Below are 23,205 nucleotides of genomic sequence, written 5' to 3' on the forward strand. Positions count from 1 at the left end.
GCCATGCGTTCCAGTCTTGCTGTGCGGCGCCAGTCCCTGGCGATCATGCTGCTGGTAGTGGTGAGTTTCGCGCTGGCGGCCTGTGCGCCGCGGGTGACGGTGCAGGAGGAACGCGCCCTGGGGGCGGATCTGGCGCGGCAGATCAACCAGGAGCTGCCGATCGTCGACGACCCGGCGATCGACCGCTACATCAACCGGCTGGGCCGTTCGATCGCCCGCGTGGCCGACCCGCACGGTGACTTCGACTATACCTTCTACGTTGCCAACACCCCGGAGATCAACGCCTTCGCCGTGCCGGGCGGGCATGTCTATGTCTATCGCGGACTGATCGAACGCGCCGCGAACGAGTCGCAGCTGGCGGGGGTGCTGGCGCACGAGGTCGCCCATGTGGTGGAGCGCCACGGGATCGAGCAGTGGCAGCGGGCGCAGCAGGCCCAGCTGGGGCTGGCGGTGCTCTACGGCATCCTGCTGAACCGCGACCCCGGGGCCATCGAGCAGGTGGCGATCCAGCTCGGCGCCGCGGGGGTGTTCGCCGGTTACAGCCGCACCGCCGAACGCGAGGCCGACGATCTGGCGATCGGCTACCTGGTGGACGCGGGGATCCATCCGGCCGGGTTGGTGGAGTTCTTCGAGGTGCTGCTGGCGGAGCGTGACCGCGACCCGGGACGCCTGGAGCAGTTCTTCGCCACCCACCCGACCACGCGCGAGCGCATCGAGCGCACCCGGGCGGAGATCGAGGCGCTGCCGCCGGGCACCCTCGCCGGGCTGCGGCGTGACCACGACGATTTCCAGCGATTCCGCCGGCAGGTGAGCGCGCTGCCCGACGGCGGGACCTGACGGCGCGTCCGGCGTCGCCGCATGCGCTGAACAAGGCCGGGATGACTTTGTTCGGCACTGCCCCGGAGGGAGTTGGAAGGAGATGCAGGAGCGCCTTTCGCATATCGCAGGTTTCGACGACGCCCCCTTCGCCCGACGACATCGGGGCGACGTGATGGTGGTGGGCACGGTGTTCGCCGGCGCGCGGCTGGACGGGGTGATTTCGACCCGGGTGCGCCGCGATGGGGCCAACGCCACCGTGCGGCTAGCCGAATGCCTGCTGGCCAGCCCGTTCGCGCCGCAGCTGCACGCGATCCTGTTGCAGGGGATCGCCTTCGCCGGCTTCAATGTGGTGGACCTGCGGGCACTGCGCGAACGTACCGGACTGCCGGTGCTGGTGGTGACACGCCGGGCGCCGGATCTCCAGGCGGTGCGCCGGGCGCTGCTGGAGCACGTGCCGGGCGGCACCCGCAAGTGGCGGCTGATCGAGGCCGCCGGGCCAATGGAACCGCTGGCCGGGCTGCAGGTGCAGCGCTGCGGGATCAGCCGCGAGGCGGCGGGGCACTTGCTCGAAGCGCAGCAGATTCACAGCCGGCTCCCGGAGGCGCTGCGGGTCGCGCACATGATCGCGGGCGGCGTAACCGCCGGGGTCAGCCGCCATCGGCCATGACCATGGACACACAGGCCGTGTTTCGCGAGCAGTTCGGTTTTCAGGTGCCTGGGGATGAACCGCACGGGACGCCTGCACTCGTGTCAGGCCAACCACGAGGGTGACCGTTGGCTCGCGCGTATATCGGTACCTCCGGCTGGAACTACCGCGGGTGGAAGGACGACTTCTACTGCGGGATTCCGCAACGCGAGTGGCTCGCGCATTGCGCGCGCCACTTCACCGGGCTGGAGATCAACGGCACCTTCTACCGTCTTCCGGGGAGCGATACCGTGCAGAAGTGGGCGGAACAGACCCCGCCGGATTTCGGCTTCGCGATCAAGGGCAGCCGTTACGTCACCCATGTCCGCCGGCTGAAGGACGCCGCGGATTCGGTTCGGCTGCTGCGCGAACGCATGCAGCCGATGGGCGCGCGGCTGCGGGCGGTGGTGTGGCAGCTGCCGGCGAACTTCCGGTTGAACCACGAGCGCCTGGATGGGTTCACCGCCGCGCTGGGAGGCTGGCCGGAGGTAGGGCATGCAATCGAGTTCCGCCATGCCAGCTGGTTTACCGATGCAGTGGCGGAGCAGCTGGAGGCGGCGGGTGTCGGCATCTGTCAGTCCGATGCCCCGGACTGGCCGTGCTGGGAGGCGGTGACCGGCCCGCTGGCCTACTGCCGCCTGCACGGCCACACGCGCACCTATGCCTCGGCCTACAGTGATCGCCTGCTGGAGCAGTGGGCCGGACGGGTGCGCGAGTGGCTGGCGCAGGGACGCGAGGTGCATGTCTACTTCGACAACGATGCCGAGGGGGCCGCGCCACAGGATGCCCTCCGCCTGATCGAGCGACTGCAGGATGCCGCCTGAGGCATGACAAACAGGTGGTCCCGCCTCGTGCGAGGCCATGGCCAACACGCCCCAGGCCCAATGGACGATGAACGACGCCTTCGCCTTTGCGAGCCACTGCGTGGGGCGCTGATGCGGGTTTCCGGCGTAAGTCCCGGAGCCCCGCCTGGGGCTCGACCGACAGGTTGCCGCGGCCCCTGCGGGGCGCGCAGCACGATAACGAATGGCGCACCCCGGCTGACTACTGCGAGCAGAGGCCGCCGTCGACGACGTAGGTGTTCCCGGTGCAGCCGGAGGCGGCGTCGGACAGCAGGAATACCGCCATCCCAGCGCATTCCTCGTTGCTGACGTAGCGGCCCAGCGGGATCCGGGCCTCGAAGGACTTGTGCACCTCGTCGGCGTGGCCCGGGTTCGCCTGCTCCTCGATGGACTGCATCATGCGGTTGGCAACGGGCCCGGGGTTGAGCGTATTGACGCGGATGTTCTCCGGTCCCAGCTCGGCGGCCAGGCACTTCATCATACCCACCACCGCGTGCTTGCTGGACACGTACGGCGAGAGGCCGACGGCGCCGCGCAGCCCGGCCACGCTGGATGTGATCACGATGCTGCCGCCATTGCCACGGCGCAGGGCCGGCAGGGCCGCCTCCGCGCCCAGGCGCACGCCATGCACGTTAACGGCGAAGACCTTTTCCCAGGCCGAGTCCGAGCGGCTGTCGAACGGGCCGACCTCGCCTTCGATCCCGGCGTTCAGGAACACGCCATCCAGGCGCCCGAAACGTTCCAGCGCGGTCGCGACCATGCGCTCGTTGTCCTCGCGCCGCGTGACGTCCACGGCCAGGCCCACCGCCCGTTCGCCCAGGGACTGGGCAATGGCCTCGACCGGCCCGGCCTCACGATCGGTAATCACCACACTGGCACCCTGCTCGTACGCCATGCGCGCCGTGCTCTCGCCAATACCACCGGCGCCACCGGTGATTGCGATCACTTTTCCTTCCAAGGGACTCATGCTGTGTCTCCTTCGTCATGCAGTCGGGTAACCGCGGCAAGGCGCTCGCGGACAAAAACATTATCAGGCCGGCAAAGGCCCGGTATCTTGATGCGGGTCACGACTCTCTCCGCATACGCCTCCCGGCGGGACGAAGAACGATTTACAGGTTCGTGTACTTGCGCGCGAGGCCACGCGCCTTGTCCACCGGGTATTTCTTCGCGTTGGTTTCCAGCTTGTCGTTCGCGGCCTGTACGAGATCGATGTCCAGCTTGCGGGCCAGCATCAGCAGATAGATCTGCACATCCGCGATCTCGGACCGGACCTCCTCCAGCGCCTCGCCGGACAGGCCGCGCGACTGCTCCTCGGTCAGCCACTGGAAGTGCTCGATCAGCTCGCCGACCTCGCCTGCCAGCGCCATCGAGAGATTCTTCGGCGAATGGAACTGCGCCCAGTCGCGCTCCTCGACAAACGCCTCCAGCCGCGTCGCCAGCTCATCCAGTTCGCACCTGGTGGTCGACCCCATGGTCATCGCTCCCGTCGCATCCATTTCTCTGGACTCGACACCGTAACGAATCCGCTCGCTTCGGTAATAGCCCTGCCTCGCGCCAACCCGCCCGACACGGCATACGCCGAAATTCGGTAAGGTTTCCCGAACCGGCTTTTCAGCCCGGCAACAAGAGCGCGAAGGACTGCACCGATGGGACTATCAGACCGCAATTACGACCGCGACGGGCCACCACGGCGGAAGCGGACAAAGAGAGGACGCGCAACCCCCGAAGCGCTGCTGGATCGCAGCAGCAAGCAGCTCCTGCTGGTCGGGCTCATCCTGGCGTTCGTACTGGCGCTGGCGTACCTGGTGCATTACCACATGCAAATCCGGGCGGTGAACAACATGCTCGAGCGCCTGGGCCTGATCCAGGCCGAGACCGCCGAACGGCTCGTCACCCCGGCAGTCGACGCGCTGCACGAGCGTCAGGAACGCCTGCAGATCCAGCGCCAGCGCGAGCAAGCCGCCCGACAACGCGAGGCACAGCAAGCGCGCAGAGAACGCGCGTTCGAGCGCGCCTTCGTCGAACAGTACGAGGTCCCGGAAGGCTGCGATAGCTGGGACTCCCAGGCCCAGATGGTCGAATGCACCAACCATCGCATTCGGGCCCGCCAGGAGTTCAGGGCCGAGTTCTTCGGCGAGTCCACCCCCAACCAGATACTGCTGGAAAGCGGACCACGGTAGCCGCGATCACCCGTGGCGACCGGACCACAGCGCCCGGGAACAACACTCAGGCCGGTAGCGGCAACCCACCCTGATGGAGGAACCGGGTCAGCGGGAAGTCGTGGAATGTGCCATCGCCAGGCTTGAGAAAGCGGACGTGCTCGGCGGTGAGCTGACACAGCCAGGGATCCTGGCGTGCAGGCTTGTTGCGGGTGAATGGACGCGGGCTGTAGAGCGCGAGATTCAGGCCACCCGCGGTATCGCGGGCGGATGTGTATTCGAACAGCTCGATACCGGCCTCGCGCAGGATCGCCCCCAGGGCCTGGGTGGCCTGATAGTCGGCGGGGTGGCGCAATCGCTCCGCGTATTGCGCGAATGGCGGCCCCTGGAGCCGCAGACCGTCAGCACTTTGATAGCGGGCGGCGAACAGGGTGTGCTGGGTGTCGAGCTTGCGCGCCGGCGGCGTGGCCATACCGTGCCAGAAGACGAAGCGGTAGTAAGCGGCCTCGGCCAGGACGGTGCGCTCGCGCAGGGCACCATAGAACAGACTGGGCTCATGGCGCCGGCCAAAGCGCGAACCGTGGCGCAGTGGTGGATAACGAAACGGGGTCGCCAGCAGATAGTGCAGCCGCTCGGTACCCGGGCGCCGGGGCGGCTTGGTGGCCTCCAGCATCTCTTCCAGTACGGCCTGGCGGTCGAGCGAGGAGACAAGCTGGTTGGTGGCCACCTGCTCCTGGCTCTCGACCAGGCGCAGGACCTCGCCACGCAGCGTGACGCGCGGCGCCGTTGCCACCAGCGCATTCCAGTCCGGCATGGCAGTGCGCCGACTCAAAGCTTGCCGCGGATCGCGTCGAGATACTCCAGAACGCCGACCAGCCCCTGCACCGTGCGGATCTGCTCGGCCGGCACACCACCCGTGTGGTGGTTCCGCGTGTGCATCCAGTGCTTCATCGCAGCGGGATCGCCACCCGTCAGGACGTACAGGGCGCGGTAACAGCGAATCAGCAACAGCGCGAGCTCACCCGGCTTGCTGGCCGGGTCGATATTGCCCCGGCTGATGTCCGTGCGCCCGCGCCCGACGACCGCACCCAGGTCCGCCTGGGTCAGGCCCAGCGCCTTGCCGGCATTGACCAGTGCCTCGCGCAGGACATCTGCACGCTCCGCAGCCGGAATCGTTGCGACACTCACAGGCGACCTCCATAAACGTCCGGTTGCACAATTCCTGCAATTATGTGCTTGACGCACATTATGGACCCGCAGGCTCCAAAGCGCCAGTCACAAGGGTTCTCGACGTGCCTTGCAACCCGCAACGGGCGGAATGTCACGAACCGGACGTGCGCCGGCGTGACGGGGCTCCCGATCCACGACAAAACCCTCTAATGTTGGGAAGTGAGCAGACGCAATCGACCAGAAAGAGGCATGGTATGACGGCAATCGGGATGCGAGCGGTATATGGGCGACTTGCCGCCGTCTTGGCACTGGCCGGGATGTTTGTGCTGGCGAGTGCCTGCGCACCACGAGTATCGGTGCAGGAGGAGCGCCAGCTGGGCGAGGAGCTGGCCGAGGACCTGAACGCGGAGCTGCCCATCGTCGAAGAGCCGGCCATCAACGACTACATCAATTCGCTGGGGCGCTCGATCGCGGCGGTAGCCGATGACCGCGAAGAGATCGACTACACCTTCTATGTCGTCAACGGGCCCGACGTGAATGCCTTCGCGGTGCCCGGCGGCCATATCTATGTCTACCGCGGTCTGATCGAGCGGGCCGATGACATGTCCGAGCTGGCCGGCGTGCTGGCGCACGAGGTCGGGCATGTGGTGAAGCGCCATGGCATCGACCAGTGGCGCCGCGCGCAGCAGGCGGAAATGGGGCTTGCCGTCGTCTACGGCGTGATTCTCGGACGCGATCCTGGCGCGGCGGAGCAAGTCGCCGTGCAGGTCGGCGCGGCCGGCGTATTCGCCGGCTACAGCCGCGAGGCGGAGCGCGAGGCGGATGACGTCGCCATTGGCTATATGGTGGATGCCGGCATCCACCCCATCGGCCTCGTCTCGTTCTTCGAGACCCTGCTGGACGAGCGCGACCGCGACCCCGGCCGGGTCGAGCAATTCTTCGCCACCCACCCCACCACCCGCGAGCGCGTCGAGGACACCCAGGCAAGCATCGACGCGCTCCCGGAGGAAACACTGGACGGACTGGCGCGAGACAGCGATGATTTCCAGCGCTTTCGCCGCCAGGTCGAGGCACTACCGGAACCGGAGTCGGATTAGACCAACATGTCCATGCTCACCGCCTTACTGCTGATGATCGCGCTGCTACTGGCCGCGGCGGCATTGATCATCTGGCAGGCCAGCATCCTGTTCAGTCTCGAGATCGTGGACGGCAAGCCGCGGGCGCGGCGCGGCGACGTGCCCATGCACTTCGAGCATACCGCTCGGGATGTCGCCCGGCGCTACGGGATCCAGCGCGGGCGCGTGACCGCCATGCGTACCCGCGAGGGCGCGCGCCTGCGCGCCTCCGGCTCCATCCCCCGCGAGGCGCAGGGCGAGCTGCAAACCGCCCTGAAGCGCATCAAGCTCGGTCGCCGCAAACGCCGCAAGCGCCGCTAAACGAGCACGGGGCGCCGATCCGCGCCCTCGTACGGCACGGATCAGTGGCTGTGGTGATGGCCGTGATCGTGCTGATGATCATGCGCACCGGGCCGATCTTCGTCGTAGCCACGGGCACGCTGGTAGGCCTCCCTCTGCTCGCCAGACAGCAGCTCGTCCATTTCCAGGTGGTAGGACAGGTGGACGTGGCGTAGCCGCCCACGCAGCTCGCCGATCTCGACCGTCAGCGCCTCGATCTGGTCGCTGGTGATCTCGCGCGAGGCAAAGCGCTCGTCGAGTTCACGCTCCAGATCGACGATCCGCTGCCCCAGCTCCCGCGCCTGCTCGCGCATGGCATCGAACAGCCGCTCGGTTTCCGCCTGCTGTTCCGCGCTGAGGTCCAGTTGATCGGCCACCTCCAGCACGTGTTGCGGACCGGGATAGCCATGCAGCTCCGCCGGCAGGGCCATCCCCAGCCCCTGCCCGTCCAGCAGACCCTCCTGCTCCTCGGCCGACAGGGCCTTGATCTCGCGGTCCTGCATCGTCGTATACGGATTGGCCAGCGCGGGCACCATACAGCCGGCCAGCGCCAGTCCGAAAACCCAGCGCATGGGGGACAGAGATTTCATCGGGGACTCCATGGGTGATGATTCCTGGGGCATGACGCCTGATCGAGCCCAAAGGGATGGCCGGGTTCCGCCACAAGCCGCGGGCAACTGTCCGAGCGCGGACACATGTGTTGGCACGTGATCTCGTTAAACGGCGACGTCGGCCAGGTGGCCCTTGCCTTCCAGCCAGGCGCGGCGATCTGCGGCGCGCTTCTTGCCCAGCAGCATGTCCATCAGCTGCTGGGTGTCATCGGCGGCGTCCAGGGTGAGCTGCACCAGGCGCCGGGTGTCCGGGTTCATCGTGGTCTCGCGCAGCTGCAGCGGGTTCATCTCGCCGAGGCCCTTGAAGCGGGTCACGGCGACCTTGCCCTTCAGCTTTTCCGCCTCGATGCGCTCCAGCACGCCGGCCTTCTCGTCGTCGTCCAGGGCATAGAAGGTCTGCTTGCCGACATCCACGCGATAAAGCGGCGGCATTGCGATGTACACATGCCCGCGCTCGACCAACGGCCGGAAGTGCCTCAGGAACAGCGCACACAGCAGGGTGGCGATGTGCGCGCCATCGGAGTCGGCATCGGCCAGGATGCAGACCTTGCCGTAACGCAGCCCGTCCAGGCTCGCCTGGCCCGGGTCCACGCCCAGGGCGACGGAGATGTCATGGATCTCCTGTGAACCGAGCACCTGGTCCGGGTCGACCTCCCAGGCGTTCAGGATCTTGCCGCGCAGCGGCATGATCGCCTGAAAATCGCGGTCGCGCGCCTGCTTGGCGGAACCACCGGCCGAGTCGCCCTCGACCAGAAACAGCTCGGTGCGCTCCAGGTCCTGGCTGGCGCAGTCGGCCAGCTTGCCCGGCAGCGTCGGGCCCTGGGTGACCTTCTTGCGCACCACCTTGCGCCCGGCGCGGCTGCGCTTCTGGGCGTTCTGGATCGCCAGTTCGGCGATGCGCTCGCCCTGCTGCGGGTGCTGGTTCAGCCACAGGCTGAAGGCATCCTTGACCACGCCGGAGACGAACGGCGCGGCCTGACGCGAGGACAGCCGCTCCTTGGTCTGCCCGGCAAACTGCGGGTCCTGCATCTTGAACGACAGCACGCTGGCGACCCGCTCCCAGACGTCCTCCGGTGCCAACTTGATCCCGCGCGGCAGCAGGCTGCGGAACTCGCAGAACTCGCGCACCGCATCGGTCAGACCGGTGCGCAGGCCGTTCACGTGGGTCCCGCCCTGGGGCGTCGGGATCAGGTTCACGTAGCTCTCGCTGACCACCTCGCCGCCCTCCGGCAGCCAGGTCACCGCCCAGTCCACCGCCTCGGTGGCGCCGGCCATCGAGCCCATGAACGGCTCCTCCGGCAGACGCTCCAGGCCGTCCAGGGCCTCCACCAGATAGTCACGCAGGCCCGCCTGATAGCACCACTCGCAGGCCTCGCCGGTGGTCTCGTCGCGGAAGGTGACGGTCAGGCCCGGGCACAGCACGGCCTTGGCGCGCAGGATGTGCTTGAGCTTCGGCACCGAGAACTTCGCCGAGTCGAAGTACTGCGGGTCCGGCCAGAAATGCAGCGTGGTGCCGGTGTTGCGCTTGCCGACCTCGCCGACCACCTCCAGATCCTGCGTCTTGTGGCCGCCGGCGAAGGCCATGCGGTACTCGCGCCCGTCGCGCTTGATCTGCACCTCGAGCTGCTGCGACAGCGCGTTGACCACCGACACGCCGACCCCGTGCAGGCCGCCGGAGAACTGGTAGTTCTTGTCGGAGAACTTCCCGCCCGCGTGCAGCGTGGACAGGATCACCTCCACGCCCGGACGATTCTCGCGCGGGTGCAGGTCCACCGGCATGCCGCGGCCGTCATCCGAAACAGAGACCGAGTCGTCCTTGTGCAGGATCACGTCGATGCGTTTCGCATGGCCGCTGATCGCCTCGTCCACCGAGTTGTCGACCACCTCCTGCGCGAGGTGGTTCGGGCGGGTGGTGTCGGTATACATGCCCGGGCGCTTACGCACCGGGTCCAGCCCCTCGAGGACCTCGATATCGGATGCGGAATAGCTCACACAAACCCCTTTGTTGATATGGATCGTGCCCCGCGCCAGGCACGGCCTCGGCCATCATGCACCGTCATTGCGAGGAGCTGCAGGCGACGAAGCAACCTCCCAACGAAACCCCCGGCGTTGGTCCGGGCCAGCGTCGGGGCCGCCCGCGGAGATCGCCACGGCGCTGCGCGCCTCGCGATGACGAGGCTGGCTGGTATTACGTTGCCGGCGACCCGTGTGCCGAACTGTGCGCAGCGTACCAAAGCCCGCCGGGGAAAGGCTGCTTGCAATCCCGGTTCCGATCCCAACAATGCAGGGCAGATTCCGTATCCCCGCCTTCACAGGAGGTTTCCGATGGCAGAGGCCGCAAGCGTAACCGACGAGGACATCCTCGACGTCACCCAGGAAAGCTTTCAACAGGCCGTACTGGACGAGTCGCACCAACGCCCGGTGGTGGTCGACTTCTGGGCCGCCTGGTGCGGGCCGTGCCAGCAGCTGATGCCGCTGCTGCAGCAACTGGCCGCGCAGTACGCCGGCAAGTTCCGCCTGGCCAAGGTCAACAGCGACGAGCAGCAGGCCCTGGCCCAGCAGTACGGCGTGCGCAGCCTGCCCACCGTGATGGTCTTCCGCCACGGCAAGCCGGTGGACCAGTTCATGGGCGTGCAGCCGGAGCCGAACATCCGCGCGATGATCGACCGCTACCTGGAAAAGCCCTCGGACAAGATCCTCGAGCAGGCGCGTGAACAGGCCAGGACCGGCGACGTGGACGGGGCCCTGGCCACGCTCAAGGCCGCACTCGAGGAAGACCCCGACAATGGCGACCTGCGCATCGAGCTGGCCCGCGCACTGGCCCAGTCCGGCGATGCCGAAGCCGCCGAGGCGGAGCTGAACAGGCTGCCGATGGACCAGCACGAACAGGACGCGGTGAAGGAATTGCGCGCGCGGCTGGTATTCGCGAAGACCGCGGCGGGCATCGACCCGCAGGCCGTGGCAAAGGAGATCCAGTCCGGCGACCCCAGTCCCGAGGCGCTGGAGAAGATGGCCGCCTACGCGATGCTCTCCGGGCGGGCCGAGGAGGCGCTGGGGCTTTACCTGCAACTGATGAAGCAGCACCGCGCCTACAACGACGGCGCCGGTCAGAAGGGCCTGCTGGCCGCGTTCAAGGTGCTGGGCGATGACCATCCGCTGGTCGGACAGTACCGACGGCAGATGGCCTCGCTATTGTATTGATAAGGCAAGCCGCCCCATCCGCGCGGACGGGGGCCTCGTGGGCAGCCCCGCTCCCGCAGGTGCTGCATCGGCCAGAGGGCTGGCCTCCTACAGGGAGGTGCTGGCTCAGCTACCGCCGATGATCCGCTCGATCACGGCCTCCGGCTCCTGGTAGCCGGACATCTGCTGGCCGTCCTCGGTGATCAGCGCCGGGGTCCCGCGCACGTTCAGCTGCTGCCCCAGCGCCATGTGCATGTCCTGCGGGGTGTCGCAGCTGCCATCAATGTCTTCCAGCTTTTCACCGACCTTGGCGCGATCCATCGCATCCTCGCGATCGTCCGCACACCAGATGCGGTCCATGATCTGCGGGGAATCACGCCCCAGCACCGGGAACATCAGGTAGCGCACCTTGATCCCGGCCTCCAGGTACTGCGGGATGTCCTGGTGAAGCTCGCGGCAGTAGGGGCAGTTCGGATCGGTGAACACGTTCAGCACGCCGCGGGTGTCGCCGTTCGGCGAATAGACGACCAGCTCCCCGTCGTCGATCGCGGCAAACATGTCGGCACGCACCCCGCGCAGCGATTCCTGGGTCAGGTTGTCGCGGGTTTCGAGATCGATCAGGTTGCCTTGAAGCAGATACTGACCGTCCCCTGAGACATAGAAGATCTCGGTGCCGTAACGCACTTCAAAGACCCCTTCCATGCCGGTTTCCTGGATGCTGTCGATCTCGGCATCGGGGATAACCTGCGCCATGCGTTCCTCGATGGCATCGGTCGCAGCGGCGGTGGAGGTGAAGGCGGCCAGCAGGATGGCCAGGGGCAGTGCGCGTTTTACAAACATGGACTCTCTCGTGGCTGTGCAGGAAAAGGGGGCCAGTCTAGCAGGCTCACCAAATGCGGCCCGCGGGATTCCGGCGCAAGACTGGACTAGTAGACGTCAGCCGCGGGGATGATGTTCCGCATGCAGGCTCTGCAGGCGGGCGCGTGCGACGTGGGTATAGATCTGCGTGGTCGACAGGCTGCTGTGGCCCAGCAGCATCTGCACCACACGCAGATCCGCGCCATGGTCCAGCAGATGGGTCGCGAACGCATGGCGCAGGGTATGCGGCGACAGTGGCGCCTCGATGCCGGCCACCCGGGCGTAGTGCTTGATGCGATACCAGAAGGCCTGACGCGTCAGCCCCCGGCCACGCCGGGTCACGAACACGGTATCCACCGGCGGGTGGCCAGCCATCAGCTCGCTGCGCGCCTCGCGCAGATAGCGTGTCAGCCAGTGCACGGCCTCCTCCCCCAGCGGCACCAGGCGTTCCTTGTCGCCCTTGCCGGTCACGCGGACCACGCCCTGGCGGCTGTTCACCTCGGACTGTTCCAGACCGACCAGCTCGGACACGCGCAGGCCGGTCGCGTACATCAGCTCCAGCATCGCGCGGTCGCGCAGGCCGACCGCGGTATCCAGTTCCGGGGCCGCCAGCAGGGCGTCGACCTGGCCCTCGGACAGGCTGTCCGGCAGCGGCCGCCCGGCGCGCGGGGACTCGATCCCGGCGCTGGGGTCATCCTCGCGCTCGCCCTGGTGCACCAGATAGCGGTAGAACCGCCGCACGCTGGACAGGGCACGGGTGATCGACTTCGGCCTCGCGCCCGCCTGCATGCGGGCGCTGACGAATCCCAGCAGGTCGGCACCACTCGCCGCCTCCAGTGCGACCCCGCGCCCGTGCAGCCAGCGCGCCAGGGCCTCCAGATCGCGGCGATAGGCCGCCAGGGTGTGATCCGACAGGCCCTCGACCGCCCAGAGTTCGTCGAGGAAACGGTCGAGGGTGTCGGACTGGACAGCCGCGACGGTCACTTCCCGTGCTCGGCCTACGGGTTGCCTCCCGGGTTAGCAGGATTGCCCGGGGCTTCCGGGTTCTCCGCGCGGAACTTGCCGGCCAGGTTCTCGAACACCTTGGTCAACTCCAGCGGCAGCGGGAAGAAGATCGAGTTCGCGTTGCCGTTGGTCGACATGTCGGACATCGTCTGCAGGTAGCGCAGCTGCAGCGCGGCCGGACTGGACTCCATCTTCTGCGCCGCCTGCACCAGCTTCTCGGCCGCCTGCAGTTCGCCCTCGGCGTGGATGACCTTGGCACGCCGTTCGCGTTCGGCCTCGGCCTGGCGGGCGATCGCGCGGATCATCGAGTCGTCCAGGTCCACATGCTTGATCTCGACGTTGGTGACCTTGATGCCCCAGGCATCGGTCTGCGAGTCGAGGATCTCCTGGATGTCGTTGTTGAGTTTGTCACGCTCGGAGAGCATCTCGTCCAGGTCATGCTTGCCGAGCACCGAACGCAGCGTGGTCTGCGCGAGCTGGCTGGTCGCGGCATAGTAGTCCTCGACCTGGATCACCGACTTGGCGGAATCCACCACGCGAAAGTACAGCACCGCGTTCACCCGTACCGTCACATTGTCCTGCGAGATCACGTCCTGACTGGGCACGTCGAGTGTGATGATGCGCAGGTCGATCCGGACCATCTGCTGGATGCCCGGGATCACGATGATCAGGCCCGGGCCCTTCACCGACTGGAAGCGGCCGAGGAAAAAGATGACACCGCGCTCGTACTCGCGCAGCACCTTGATCGACATCACGATGATGGCGACCAGGATGACTAGCGGGACGACAAAGAAACCGAGATCGTTCATGTCCTGCTCCTTCTGGGTTGTAGGCCTTGCGGCGGCGGGTCAGCCGGCCGACGCAGCGCCCGGGGTGTCCTCTTCGGTCACGGGTTCGACCCGAAGCCTGAGCCCTTCGATGGCGGTCACGCGCACCTTCTGACCTTCGCGGACCGGTGCCGAGGTCTCCGCGTTCCACTGTTCGCTGTGGACCCAGACCCGACCGCTGCGGTCGAAGTCCTCGCGTGCCTCGCCGACCATGCCGATCATCTCTTCATAGCCGGTGGCGGGCTTCTTGCCGCGCAGGCTGAACAGCCGGCCCAGCACCCAGACCGACAGGATGCCAATGGCGATCGCCGTACCGACCACCAGCGGGATCGCCACATTCAGCTGCGGGTCGTCCCACAGGATGATGGAGCCAACGATGAAGGCCACGATTCCTCCTATGCCCAGCGCCCCGAAACTGGGTACGAAGGCCTCTGCAATCATGAAGATCATGCCCAGCAGCATCAGCGCCAGGCCCGCGTAGTTCACCGGCATCACCTGCAGCGCGAAGAACGCCAGGATCAGCGCAATCGAACCGATCACACCGGGATAGATCGCGCCCGGATTGGCCAGCTCGAAGATGATGCCGTAGATCCCGATCAGCATCAGGATATAGGCGATGTTCGGGTTGGTGATCAGCGACAGCAGCTGGGTGCGCCAGTCCGGGTCCATGCGCACGATCTCCAGCCCCTCGGTGGCCAGCGTGCGTTCGCCGTCGTGCATGCGCACGGTATGGCCGTCGATTTGCGCGAGCAGGTCGTCGAGGTTGTTCGCGACGAAGTCGATGACGTTCTGTTCCAGCGCGGCGGTCGCGGTCAGGTTGGAGCCCTCGCGCACCGTCTCCTCGGCCCACTCGGCGTTGCGATCATAGCGCTCGGCCAGCCCGCGGATGTAGGACACCGCATCCTCCAGCACCTTGCGCTCCATCGCATCGTCGCCCCGGCGTGGCGAGGGGGGATCGTCGTCCAGCAATTCTTCCTCGGTGGCCGGCTCGACCTCGCCGTTGTTGCCATTGCCATTACCGTTCTCGCCGTTCTCCCCGTTCTCGCCGTTGCCATTGTCCTTGGCCTCGTCGGCCGCTTCTTCTTCCTCTTCCGGCGGATCCATGCCCGGCAGGCCGCCCCCGCCCATTTGCACCGGCGTGGCAGAACCAAGGTTGGTCGCCGGGGTCATCGCGGCGACATGCGAGCCGTAGAGGATGTAGGTCCCGGCGCTGGCCGCGCGGGCGCCCGAGGGATGGACGTAGGTCACCACCGGGACATCCGACTGCAGGATGTTGCGGATGATGCTGCGCATGCTGGTATCCAGCCCGCCGGGGGTATCCAGCATCAGCACCATGATCTCGGCGTCCTCGGCCTCCGCACGCTCGATACCACGGCGGATGTAATCCCCGGTGGCTGGACCAATGGCATCTTCCACGGTCAGCACCAGTGCCTGCCGTTGCCCGGTGTCCGCCAGTGTGGACACCGCCAGCCAGCCAGCCCCCAGCAGCAGGAACGCCAGCCAGATTACGGTTCGCCAGAGGCGCATGCCGCCTCGCTTCATGGGCTTCCTCTCCCGTCAGTCCTGTTTCGTCGTACACTCGGCAACGGTTCGCCCGGTACGCACTCCCACCCTAAACCATAGGCTATTGCGCCGCTGATTCCCCAATCCCGATGTCCACATCCCAAACGAACAAGGCAATGCATCGGCCACTCGGCCTGATCCTGGCCGGCGGGCGGGGGCAGCGCATGGGCGGGCGCAACAAGGGCTGGGTGGAGTACCAGGGCCACCCACTGGTGGAACAGGTGATCGAACGCCTCCGGCCGCAAGTGGACTCCATCGTGATCAGCGCCAACACCGATATCGACCGTTATCGCGCGCTGGGGTTTCCCTGTCTGCCGGATACCCGCCCGGACTATCCCGGACCGCTGGCCGGCATCGCCACGGCATGGGCGCACTACCCCGGGCACACCCTGCTCTGTGTCCCGGTGGACGCCCCGCACCTGCCAACGGACCTGGCCAAACGCCTGAGTCAGACACTGGAAGCCGGCGATGCCCAGGCCGCGATCGCCCACGACGGTGATCGCCTGCAACCGCTGTTCGCCCTGCTCGGGCCCGGGCTGGCCGCGCGCCTGGAGGCGGACCTCGCGGGTAGATCGCTGGCGGTCGGCCGCTGGTTCCGCGATATCGGTGCGACCGTGGTCGACTTCTCCGACCAGCCCGGGGCCTTCGTCAATCTCAACACCCCCGAGGATCTGGTCCGTTGAGCGTCCATTCCCCCGTTCCGCTACAACCAGTTGTCGCTATACTCGGGCGGGCTCAAGGAAACGCAAGCATACCGCCATGACCCAGCACCCGACCAACCTCCCGCGCATCGGCTTTGCCGCCTGGAGCGGCAGTGGCAAAACCACTCTGCTCAAGGCGGTGATCCCCGCCCTGCGCGCCCGCGGCCAGCGCCCGGCCGTGATCAAGCATGCCCATCACGCCTTCGATGTGGACACCCCCGGCAAGGACAGCTACGAGCTGCGCCACGCCGGCGCGGACCAGATGCTGGTCGCCTCCTGCCGCCGCTATGCGCTGATGGTGGAGACCCCGGAGACCGACGATGGCCGCGCGCCGGACCTGGACATGCTCTGCTCGCACCTGGACCCGGAGCGCACGGACCTGATCCTGGTCGAGGGCTTCAAGCAGGCCGATTTTCCGAAGATCGAGATCCACCGTCCCTCTGTCGGCAAGCCCCCGCTCTACCCGGAGGTCCCCGGCGTGATCGCGGTCGCGACCGATGCCACCGAACTGGACTTCGACGGCCCCCTGCTGCCGATCAACGACCCCGATGCGGTCGCCCGCTTCATCATCGACTACTTCAACCTGCACCCCTGATCCGGAGACGCCGAGCGCCATGTCCGTGCCCAGCTGCGACGAGTTCGACCCCAACGCCCTGACCCTGGAGCAGGCGCGCGCGGCCATCCTGCAGGCCTGCGATGCGCTGGCCGAATCCGAGACGGTGCCGCTGGCATCGGCCCTCGGCCGCACCCTGGCCGAACCGATCGCCGCCCGCATCGACGTCCCGCCGGCCGCGGTCTCCGCCATGGATGGCTATGCCCTGCGTGCCGGCGACGCGGTCGAGGGCCGCGAGCTGATGCTGGCCGGGACCTCGGCCGCCGGGCACCCCTGGGACGGCACGGTGGCACCGGGCCAGTGCGTGCGCATCCTGACCGGCGCCGTGGTCCCGGAGGGGGCCGACGTCGTGATCATGCAGGAGCAGATCGAGCGCGTCGGCGAGACCGGGATCCGCCTGCACAACGGCGGCCTTGCGTTCGGGCACAACATCCGCGGCCCGGGCAGCGACACTGCCCGCGGTACCGCTCTGTTCAACCAGGGGCAGGTCATTGGCGCCGCCGAGATCGGCGTACTGGCCAGCCAGGGGATCGCGGAACTGCGCGTGCTGCGCAAGCCGCGCGTCGCGTTCTTCTCCACCGGCGACGAGCTGGTGCCGCTGGGCGAGCCGCTGGGCCCGGGCCAGATCCACGACTCCAATCGCCACACCCTGCGCGCGCTGCTGGCGTCCTACCCGGTCGAGGCGCTGGACTACGGCGTGATCCGCGATACCGAGGCGGCGGTGCGCGAGGCGCTGGAGCGCGCCGGACAGGAGGCGGACCTGATCATTACCACCGGTGGGGTCTCGGTCGGCGACGCCGACCACGTGACCCGCGTGCTGCAGGCCTCGGGGCAGGTCGGCTTCTGGAAGATCGCGATCAAGCCCGGCCGCCCGCTGGCCTTCGGGCGTTTCGGCAACGCCCACTTCCTGGGCCTGCCCGGCAACCCGGTGGCGGTAATGACGACCTTCGCGCTGCTGGTACGCCCTGCCCTGCAGGCCCTGGCCGGACGCGACACCACGCCGCCGCACACCATCAGCGCGCGCCTGGTGGAGGACCTGCGCAAGACCCCCGGGCGCAAGGACTTCCAGCGGGCGGTGCTCGCCACCGATGAGCGTGGATGGGTCGTACGTTCGGCCGGCGGCCAGAGCTCGCACCAGCTGCGCGCGATGAGCGAGGCCAATGCCTACATCGTGCTGCCGCGCGAGTCCGACGGGGCGCGCGTGGGCGAATGGGTGGAGGTGCTCCCGTTCCGGGAGGTGTTCTGATCGCCGCATCCTCGATGGATGCGGACCGGAGGCTCCACCTGGAGGGCGGACCTACTCGCGGGTCGGGATGGACTCGGCCATGGCGGCAAACTCGCGCTCCAGCAGGGCCTCGTCGCCCAGATTGAGCTCGACTAGCCGGCGCAGGTGCGTCGCCGATTCCAGCGGCATCGCCTCGATCTCGAGCCCCAGCCACAGGCCCTCCTGCCAGCGCGCGCGGCCCTCGAACGCGATGCGCGCCTCGTCGGACAATGGGATGTCCAGCGTAACCTCCGCACCCGACTCCAGTACGGGGATCTGCGACCCCTCGACCAGGACACCGCGCAGCGAGATATCCTCGACGCGCACGGGACACTCCCCGTTCGCATGGATCAGGGTGGCCGGAAACTCCAGGGGGATACGTTGAAACCGTCGCTCCATACAGGAAGACTACGCGCTCCTTGCCCATTCCACCAACCCGTGCCCCGAACCCGACCCTGCCCATGAGCCAAGACCCCAAGAATATCGAAGGCCTGCCCGCCGGCCTGCTGCGCCGCTTCGGCGCAATCATCTACGACGCCCTGTTGCTGGTCGCAATCTGGATGGTGCTGGGCATGATCGTGGTGGCACTGGGCAACCTGACCGGCTGGTACTCCACCCGTGTGCATTTCATCGCCAACCTGTTCGTGGGCTGGGCGTTGTTTTTCTGGTTCTGGACACGCACCGGGCAGACGCTGGGCATGCAGACCTGGAACATCCAGCTGCGCACCGAGCATGGTCAGCCGGTCACCGCCTGGCAGGCCACGCTGCGCTATCTGGTGGCAGCCGCCCAGTGGCTAGTGATACTGATGGCGATCTGGGCGGTACGCCAGCACGGCGCCGTGGCGACCGTGGCGGTCACCGCCGCGGCGATCTTCGCGCTGGGGCTGTCGCAGTTCCATCCGCGGCGCTGGATGCTGCACGACTGGCTGTCCGGTACCGAGCTGGTGCGCATCCCGGGCCTGGCCAAGCCACGCTGGAAAAAGGACAAGACGGACTGAGCCGTGGCCGCCGGCGGCCACGGAGCCCGCAGGGTCCTTTACATCAGGGGGCAAGCCACAGGCCAAGATCCTCCAGCCCGTCGGCGATTTGTTCCGCCATTTGCTGATAGCCCGCCGCATTGGGGTGGATGCGGTCCGCACGTAGATCACCATTCGAGAGCACCCCCGACAGCACCCCGCCGATCAGCGGGACATCTTCCTCGCGCGCCAGCTCCCCATAGATGCCGTCGTCGCGCAGGCGTCCCGTCGCCGCCGCAAAGGCCGAGGCCGAGGGCACACCAATCAGCAGCGGCTGGGCACCATGGTTGCGCACCTCGTGGATCAGGGCCCGCAGGTCCTCCTTGACCGCCGACGCGGCACGCTGGCGCAGGAAGTCATTGCCGCCGAGGCCGATGATCACCAGATCGGGATCGTGCTCGCGCAGGCTCGGGCCCAGCCGGTCGCGCGCGCTGTCCGCCCGGTCGCCCGGTACACCGTCGTTCACCACCTGCCAGCCGGTGATCTCGGCCAGCCGCGCCGGAAAATCCTCGCCGCGCGAGGCGCCGGTCCCGTGGGTCACGCTGTCCCCGAACGCCAGCACGGTGGCCGCGCGCGGCAGCGGATCCAGGTCACCGGGTCCGCTGCCGCCACAGCCGGCGAGCAGGGCCAGCAGCCCGGCCATCCCGCCTGCGAGAAACAGCCGCCGCGACCAGGCCATCATGCCCGTGCCGCCGTACGCCGCAGGGCGAGAAGGGCAATCACCAGGAACAGCAGCACCGGCAGACTGGCAGCCAGCAGCGGTGGCAGGTTGTACACCAGCCCGAGGTGGGTGATGGCCCGCATCACGATCACGAACGAAACCCCGATCGCGATCCCGATGAACAGGCGCTGGCCAGCACCGCCCTCGCGCTGCGAGCCGAACAGGAACGGGATCGCCAGCAGCAGCATCACGAAGGTGCTGGCCGGAAGGGTGAAGCGCTGCCAGAACGCGACCTCGTACGGGGCCGCGTCCAGCCGGTTCTCGCGCAAATAGTCGATATAGCGGGACAGATCGAGCGCGGCCATCTGGCTCGGCTCGACCACCAGCACATCGAAATACTCGGGCGCGATCAGCCGATCGATCGTCTCCTCCGCCCGGTGCTCGGTGACCACACGCTCATGCGACAGGCGCGAACGCTCCACGTCCTCCAGACGCCAGTCGCCGTCGCCGTACTGCGCCCGCGCCGCGCGGGTAATCTGACTCGGCTCGCGATCACCGGTGAACTCGATGATGCGCACACCCATCAGCTGATTCCCGGCCAGCACCGATTCGGCATGGATCATCCGCTGACCATCACGCGCCCAAAGCCCCATGGAGCCCACACTGATCTCCTCGTCGAAGGCCGAGGCCTTCAGTGCCTGGGCATGCGTCTCGGAGGCCGGGGCAAAGAACTCGCCGATAACGAGCATTACCATCACCACAACCAACCCGGCCTGCAGCACCCAGGCGATGAACCGGCCCAGGGTCATGCCCGCGGCCCGCATCGCCGTCAGTTCGCTGTTCGCGGCCAGGTTGCCGAGCCACAAGAGCCCGCCGACCAGTGCGGCCGGGGGCAGCATTTCGTACATCCGCCGCGGCAGAGTCAGGGCCACGTAGAGCATCGCCTCGGCCACCCCATAGTCGCCGGTGCCGGTGTCGCGCAGCTCGTCGATCATCGCGAACACCGCATCCAGCGCAACCAGCAGCACGACGGCCAGCGAGGTGCCGATCAGCACCTGGCGGATCACATAGCGCCCCAGCACCGTGGTCATGAGGTCCCTCCGGCATCCCGCAGCCGGGGCGTGGCCGGTCGCAGTCGCAGCAGGCCCTTGTGCCAGGCCAGGCCCACCCACAACAGCAGCATCAGGCCGTGGGTCCACCACAGCCCCAGGGCCAGCGGTGTGCGGCCGTCGGCCAGCTGCCCCTGCCCGAGGATCAGGAAGTTCGCGTACAGCACGTACACGCCGATCGCGGCGGGGATGCGCGCATAGCGCCCCGTGCGGGGCGGCACCTGTGCCAGCGGCAGCGCGAGCAATGCCAGCACCAGGATCGACAGCGGCATCGCCAGACGCCATTCCAGCTCGGCGCGGGCTTCGGGGTCGTCGCGCTGCGCCCACAACGCGGCGGTCGGCAACGCATCCAGGCTGGCGCGCCGCGTGGTTGGATCCGGCTCGGTGATCTGGGTGCGCAGACGCTCGAACTCCAGCATGCGGAAGCTCGCGGTACCGGGCTCGCCTACATACCGGTAGCCGTTCTCCAGCAGCAGGAAGCCGCTGCCCTCGGCGTCGGGATCGGGCACCGCGCGCTCGGCCACGGTGATCTGCGACTCGCCGTCCACCTCGCGATAGATGAAGACCTCCAGCAAGGCCTCGCGGTCCTCGCTCATGCGCTCGGCAAAGAAGACCTGGTCGCCCACCCGCGAACGCAGGAACCGGCCCGGGGCAATCCCCACCAAGTCGGAGCGCTGCTCGGCCAGGTCGCGCAGCTGGTCGATCTGCGCCTCGGTGCGGGGCACGACCATGGTCATCAGCACCAGCAACAGGATCGCGGCCGGGGCCGCCACCCAGAACAACGCACGGTAGAGGGCCGCGAACGACATCCCGCTGGCCTGCAGCGCGGTCATCTCGCTGTCGCGCTGCATGCGCCCGAACACCAGCATGAACGCCAGAAACAATGCGACCGGCCAGAGAAAGACGATGCCCTTGAACGCCCCGAACGCGACCATCCCGGGGAGGAAATCGACCGGCAGGCTGCCCTCGGCGACGTCGCGCAGTACCCGCGCCAGCACACCGCCGATAATGACCAGCAGCAGGACCACGCTCACCGCGGCCTGGGTCAGCCACAGCTCGCGGGCGATGAAGCGCTCGGCGCGACGCAGGATCATGCGCCCGTCACCCCGCGTCGGACGCGACGCGTGGTCGGGCGCCGCTCGGCGCTGGTAACATGCTCGGACTCATTTTCGGGAGGCATTTGATGCAATTCTCCGTCACCACCTCGACCCTCGACAAACCCCGCGCCGGCATCCGCGCCGCCGGGATCGTCCACAAGCGCAAGCCGGCCGCGGGCGCCAGCGCCCTGGATGCCGTGCGCGACGGCGAGATCGCGGCCCTGCTGAAGGCCGGCGAGATGGATGGCGACGCCGGCAGCCGCTTGTTGCTACCCGGCAGTGGCAGCAAGGGTAGCGCACTCCTGATTGGCCTGGGTGCGAAGAAGGACTTCGACGCCCGCGCCGCGCGCAAGGCGGCGCAGGCCCTGGCCGCCGCGCTGGTCGAGCGCCCGGCCACCAGCGCCGCGATCGCGGTCGCGGACTTCCAGCCGCGCGGCAAGGACATCGCCTGGGTGGTGCACACCCTGGTCGCGGCGATCGCGGAGGCCGCCTACCGCTTCACCCCGTTCAAGGGCAAGGAGAAGACCACTCCGGTGAAGCTGGCCAAGATCCAGCTGTGCGTGGAGCGCAAAGACGCCGAGGCCGCGAAAAAGGCCTGCACCGAGGCCGCGGCGATCGCCACCGGCGTGAACCGCGCGAAGGACCTGGGCAACACCCCGCCGAATGTCTGCTACCCGGAGAGCCTGGCCGACACCGCCCGCGAGATGGCGAAGCAGTACAAGCAGCTGAAGGCCACGGTGCTGGACGAGAAGGACCTGGAGAAACTCGGCGCCGGGGCCATCCTGGCGGTGGGCAAGGGTTCCGAGCGCCCACCGCGCCTGATCGCGATGGAGTACTCCGGCGGCAAGAAGGGCGACGCCCCGGTGGTGCTGGTCGGCAAGGGCATCACCTTCGACACCGGCGGCATCTCGCTGAAGCCTGGTGCCGAGATGGACGAGATGAAGTACGACATGTGCGGCGCCGCCAGCGTGTTCGGGGTGATCGAGGCCTGCTGCGAGCTGGGGCTGCCGGTCAATGTGGTCGGCGTGGTCACCAGTGCCGAGAACATGCCCGACGGCCGCGCAACGCGCCCCGGCGACATCGTCACCACGCTGTCCGGGCAGACCGTCGAGATCCTGAACACCGACGCCGAGGGCCGCCTGGTACTGGCCGATGCGCTGACCTGGGTGGAGCGCTACAAGCCGAAGGCGGTCATCGACATCGCCACGCTGACCGGGGCCTGCATCATCGCCCTGGGCCACCAGGGGGCGGCGATCCTGGGCAACAACGAGCGCCTGGCGAAGGGCCTGCTGGCCGCCGGCGAGGAGACCGGCGATCGCGGCTGGCAGCTCCCGCTGTGGCCGGAGTACCAGGAACAGCTGAAGAGCAATTTTGCCGACATGGCCAATATCGGCGGGCGTCCGGCCGGCACCATCACCGCCGCCTGCTTCCTGTCGCGCTATACCGAGGACTACACCTGGGCGCATGTCGACATCGCCGGCGTGGCCTGGAAGAGCGGCAAGGAGAAGGGCGCGACCGGCCGCCCGGTGCCGATGCTGATGCGCTACCTGCTCGACCAGGCCTGATCCGGG

Annotated in this window: 26 protein-coding genes and 1 pseudogene; 13 read left to right on the plus strand and 14 right to left on the minus strand. The window is 67.6% G+C overall.

Going from position 1 to position 23,205, the window contains the following annotated elements; genetic code table 11:
* Window positions 1–3 precede the first annotated feature (3 nt).
* From G372_RS0106700 to G372_RS13940, 4 genes and pseudogenes are all read left to right on the plus strand, one after another.
* Entirely contained in the window at window positions 4–837 is an 834-nt protein-coding gene (locus G372_RS0106700) for a M48 family metallopeptidase (protein WP_018864785.1), read from the plus strand.
* A gap of 82 nt (window positions 838–919) precedes the next feature.
* Window positions 920–1,486, plus strand: a complete 567-nt coding sequence (locus G372_RS0106705) for an endonuclease dU (RefSeq protein ID WP_018864784.1) — start codon at window positions 920–922, stop codon at window positions 1,484–1,486.
* A gap of 107 nt (window positions 1,487–1,593) precedes the next feature.
* The gene (locus G372_RS0106710) at window positions 1,594–2,328 is read left to right on the plus strand and encodes a DUF72 domain-containing protein (RefSeq protein WP_019624753.1); all 735 of its coding nucleotides are present in this window, start codon (window positions 1,594–1,596) and stop codon (window positions 2,326–2,328) included.
* A 13-nt stretch (window positions 2,329–2,341) separates the two neighbouring features.
* Window positions 2,342–2,440 (plus strand): annotated as a pseudogene (locus G372_RS13940) (DUF3012 domain-containing protein); the annotation flags it as partial.
* Window positions 2,441–2,548: 108 nt separating this feature from the next.
* Here G372_RS13940 and G372_RS0106715 read toward each other — a convergent pair.
* Window positions 2,549–3,313 (minus strand): SDR family NAD(P)-dependent oxidoreductase, encoded by a 765-nt coding sequence (locus G372_RS0106715; protein ID WP_018864782.1) that lies wholly within the window; start codon window positions 3,311–3,313, stop codon window positions 2,549–2,551.
* A 142-nt stretch (window positions 3,314–3,455) separates the two neighbouring features.
* A complete protein-coding gene (locus G372_RS0106720; protein WP_019624754.1) occupies window positions 3,456–3,824 on the minus strand; it encodes a nucleotide pyrophosphohydrolase in 369 nt (122 codons plus the stop codon).
* Window positions 3,825–4,106: 282 nt separating this feature from the next.
* Here G372_RS0106720 and G372_RS0106725 point away from each other — a divergent pair, with 282 nt between their 5' ends.
* Complete coding sequence (locus G372_RS0106725) at window positions 4,107–4,526, plus strand: hypothetical protein (protein ID WP_051075147.1); 420 nt, start codon at window positions 4,107–4,109, stop codon at window positions 4,524–4,526.
* Window positions 4,527–4,572: 46 nt separating this feature from the next.
* Here G372_RS0106725 and G372_RS0106730 read toward each other — a convergent pair whose 3' ends face one another.
* Both G372_RS0106730 and G372_RS0106735 read right to left on the minus strand, forming a co-directional pair.
* Window positions 4,573–5,319 (minus strand): RES family NAD+ phosphorylase, encoded by a 747-nt coding sequence (locus tag G372_RS0106730; protein ID WP_019624755.1) that lies wholly within the window; start codon window positions 5,317–5,319, stop codon window positions 4,573–4,575.
* A gap of 14 nt (window positions 5,320–5,333) precedes the next feature.
* Window positions 5,334–5,693 carry an MbcA/ParS/Xre antitoxin family protein gene (locus tag G372_RS0106735; protein WP_018864778.1) on the minus strand — a complete coding sequence of 120 codons (360 nt, stop codon included), beginning with the start codon at window positions 5,691–5,693 and terminating at the stop codon, window positions 5,334–5,336.
* A gap of 236 nt (window positions 5,694–5,929) precedes the next feature.
* Here G372_RS0106735 and G372_RS0106740 point away from each other — a divergent pair, with 236 nt between their 5' ends.
* Together G372_RS0106740 and G372_RS0106745 are read left to right on the plus strand one after the other, a co-directional pair.
* Window positions 5,930–6,772 carry a M48 family metallopeptidase gene (locus G372_RS0106740; RefSeq protein ID WP_038070671.1) on the plus strand — a complete coding sequence of 281 codons (843 nt, stop codon included), beginning with the start codon at window positions 5,930–5,932 and terminating at the stop codon, window positions 6,770–6,772.
* Window positions 6,773–6,784: 12 nt separating this feature from the next.
* Window positions 6,785–7,111, plus strand: a complete 327-nt coding sequence (locus tag G372_RS0106745) for a DUF3634 family protein (RefSeq protein WP_026279054.1) — start codon at window positions 6,785–6,787, stop codon at window positions 7,109–7,111.
* 41 nt (window positions 7,112–7,152) lie between these two features.
* Here G372_RS0106745 and G372_RS0106750 read toward each other — a convergent pair whose 3' ends face one another.
* Window positions 7,153–7,719, minus strand: coding sequence for a Spy/CpxP family protein refolding chaperone (locus G372_RS0106750; RefSeq protein ID WP_026340446.1), 567 nt, complete (start codon window positions 7,717–7,719; stop codon window positions 7,153–7,155).
* Between the two features lie 126 nt (window positions 7,720–7,845).
* A complete protein-coding gene (gene parE, locus G372_RS0106755; RefSeq protein WP_019624757.1) occupies window positions 7,846–9,732 on the minus strand; it encodes a DNA topoisomerase IV subunit B in 1,887 nt (628 codons plus the stop codon).
* Between the two features lie 333 nt (window positions 9,733–10,065).
* Here parE and trxA point away from each other — a divergent pair, with 333 nt between their 5' ends.
* Window positions 10,066–10,941, plus strand: a complete 876-nt coding sequence (gene trxA / locus G372_RS0106760) for a thioredoxin (RefSeq protein ID WP_019624758.1) — start codon at window positions 10,066–10,068, stop codon at window positions 10,939–10,941.
* Window positions 10,942–11,046: 105 nt separating this feature from the next.
* Here the strand turns inward: trxA and G372_RS0106765 are convergent, their stop codons facing one another.
* The 4 genes from G372_RS0106765 to G372_RS0106780 form a co-directional block, all read right to left on the minus strand.
* Complete coding sequence (locus tag G372_RS0106765; RefSeq protein WP_019624759.1) at window positions 11,047–11,760, minus strand: DsbC family protein; 714 nt, start codon at window positions 11,758–11,760, stop codon at window positions 11,047–11,049.
* Between the two features lie 96 nt (window positions 11,761–11,856).
* Window positions 11,857–12,762: a site-specific tyrosine recombinase XerD gene (gene xerD, locus G372_RS0106770; RefSeq protein ID WP_018864771.1), complete on the minus strand. Its 906-nt coding sequence runs from the start codon at window positions 12,760–12,762 to the stop codon at window positions 11,857–11,859.
* A gap of 14 nt (window positions 12,763–12,776) precedes the next feature.
* Window positions 12,777–13,592, minus strand: a complete 816-nt coding sequence (locus tag G372_RS0106775; protein WP_018864770.1) for a slipin family protein — start codon at window positions 13,590–13,592, stop codon at window positions 12,777–12,779.
* A 39-nt stretch (window positions 13,593–13,631) separates the two neighbouring features.
* Window positions 13,632–15,152 (minus strand): NfeD family protein, encoded by a 1,521-nt coding sequence (locus G372_RS0106780; RefSeq protein WP_019624760.1) that lies wholly within the window; start codon window positions 15,150–15,152, stop codon window positions 13,632–13,634.
* Between the two features lie 137 nt (window positions 15,153–15,289).
* On the opposite strand from G372_RS0106780, the gene mobA reads away from it, so the two are divergent.
* The 3 genes from mobA (at window position 15,290) to moeA (ending at window position 17,733) form a co-directional block, all read left to right on the plus strand.
* Window positions 15,290–15,856, plus strand: coding sequence for a molybdenum cofactor guanylyltransferase MobA (gene mobA / locus G372_RS0106785; protein WP_019624761.1), 567 nt, complete (start codon window positions 15,290–15,292; stop codon window positions 15,854–15,856).
* A 76-nt stretch (window positions 15,857–15,932) separates the two neighbouring features.
* A complete protein-coding gene (gene mobB, locus G372_RS0106790; RefSeq protein ID WP_019624762.1) occupies window positions 15,933–16,469 on the plus strand; it encodes a molybdopterin-guanine dinucleotide biosynthesis protein B in 537 nt (178 codons plus the stop codon).
* Window positions 16,470–16,488: 19 nt separating this feature from the next.
* Window positions 16,489–17,733: a molybdopterin molybdotransferase MoeA gene (moeA, locus tag G372_RS0106795; protein ID WP_019624763.1), complete on the plus strand. Its 1,245-nt coding sequence runs from the start codon at window positions 16,489–16,491 to the stop codon at window positions 17,731–17,733.
* Window positions 17,734–17,784: 51 nt separating this feature from the next.
* On the opposite strand, the gene G372_RS0106800 is transcribed toward moeA, so the two are convergent.
* The gene (locus G372_RS0106800) at window positions 17,785–18,150 is read right to left on the minus strand and encodes a PilZ domain-containing protein (protein WP_018864765.1); all 366 of its coding nucleotides are present in this window, start codon (window positions 18,148–18,150) and stop codon (window positions 17,785–17,787) included.
* Between the two features lie 62 nt (window positions 18,151–18,212).
* Here G372_RS0106800 and G372_RS0106805 point away from each other — a divergent pair, with 62 nt between their 5' ends.
* Window positions 18,213–18,749, plus strand: coding sequence for an RDD family protein (locus tag G372_RS0106805; RefSeq protein WP_019624764.1), 537 nt, complete (start codon window positions 18,213–18,215; stop codon window positions 18,747–18,749).
* Between the two features lie 43 nt (window positions 18,750–18,792).
* Here the strand turns inward: G372_RS0106805 and G372_RS0106810 are convergent, their stop codons facing one another.
* From G372_RS0106810 to lptF, 3 genes are read right to left on the minus strand one after another with little or no spacing between them, the layout of a single operon-like run.
* Window positions 18,793–19,449 (minus strand): GDSL-type esterase/lipase family protein, encoded by a 657-nt coding sequence (locus G372_RS0106810; RefSeq protein WP_019624765.1) that lies wholly within the window; start codon window positions 19,447–19,449, stop codon window positions 18,793–18,795.
* Window positions 19,446–20,519 (minus strand): LPS export ABC transporter permease LptG, encoded by a 1,074-nt coding sequence (lptG, locus tag G372_RS0106815; protein ID WP_018864762.1) that lies wholly within the window; start codon window positions 20,517–20,519, stop codon window positions 19,446–19,448. Before lptG ends, G372_RS0106810 begins: the two co-directional genes overlap by 4 nt.
* Window positions 20,516–21,631 carry an LPS export ABC transporter permease LptF gene (lptF, locus tag G372_RS0106820; protein ID WP_018864761.1) on the minus strand — a complete coding sequence of 372 codons (1,116 nt, stop codon included), beginning with the start codon at window positions 21,629–21,631 and terminating at the stop codon, window positions 20,516–20,518. The genes lptG and lptF overlap by 4 nt, the downstream gene beginning before the upstream one ends.
* Before the next feature lie 89 nt (window positions 21,632–21,720).
* On the opposite strand from lptF, the gene G372_RS0106825 reads away from it, so the two are divergent.
* On the plus strand, window positions 21,721–23,199 hold the full coding sequence (locus tag G372_RS0106825; protein WP_019624766.1) for a leucyl aminopeptidase: 1,479 nt from the start codon (window positions 21,721–21,723) through the stop codon (window positions 23,197–23,199).
* The last annotated feature ends 6 nt before the right edge of the window (window positions 23,200–23,205 follow it).

This window comes from Thioalkalivibrio thiocyanoxidans ARh2 (assembly GCF_000385215.1).
Lineage (GTDB): Bacteria > Pseudomonadota > Gammaproteobacteria > Ectothiorhodospirales > Ectothiorhodospiraceae > Thioalkalivibrio > Thioalkalivibrio thiocyanoxidans.